Genomic DNA, 480 nt, shown 5'->3' with positions numbered 1-480 from the left:
CCACATTCATTTTCCTATTGACGAAACGCCAGTGCCTGCGCTTAATGGAAACGTTCTCAGAGAACGTTTCCAGCGGTGTCCGTAGGAGGATCGGCCGCGTGGGAGGAGGAAAAATTTTGACACTGAAAAGCAATCTGGCGTCAGCTATGACGCCCATAGGCCTCTCTGCGCTGTCGACTGAAGGATTGAGTAAATCTTACGGTGCGACAGTGGCGCTGGAGGCTGCAAATATAGCCCTCCAACCGGGCGAGGTTCACGCTCTCCTGGGCGAGAACGGAGCTGGAAAATCGACGCTCGTCAAAATTCTGACCGGTGCCGTGCGGCCAGATCGCGGAAACATGGCGTTGCATGGCTCGCGCTACGCGCCGTCATCGATAAACGAAGCTCGCGCATGTGGTGTCGCAACCGCTTTTCAAGAGCTCAGCCTGGTCCCCAATCTCACGGTTGCCCAGAACTTGCTGCTGCCGCGCTTGCCAAAGC

Annotated in this window: 1 protein-coding gene; it reads left to right on the top strand. The window is 56.5% G+C overall.

Translation table 11 applies throughout. The features are described from left to right. Positions 1-116: 116 nt before the first annotated feature. Positions 117-480, top strand: a 364-nt coding sequence (locus AB4Z23_RS28380) for an ATP-binding cassette domain-containing protein (RefSeq protein ID WP_441361294.1), incomplete at its 3' end; no start/stop codon positions are given.

Source organism: Agrobacterium sp. MCAB5, from assembly GCF_052114365.1.
Classification (GTDB): domain Bacteria; phylum Pseudomonadota; class Alphaproteobacteria; order Rhizobiales; family Rhizobiaceae; genus Agrobacterium; species Agrobacterium tumefaciens.
This window is presented reverse-complemented; position numbering and strand designations above follow the sequence as displayed.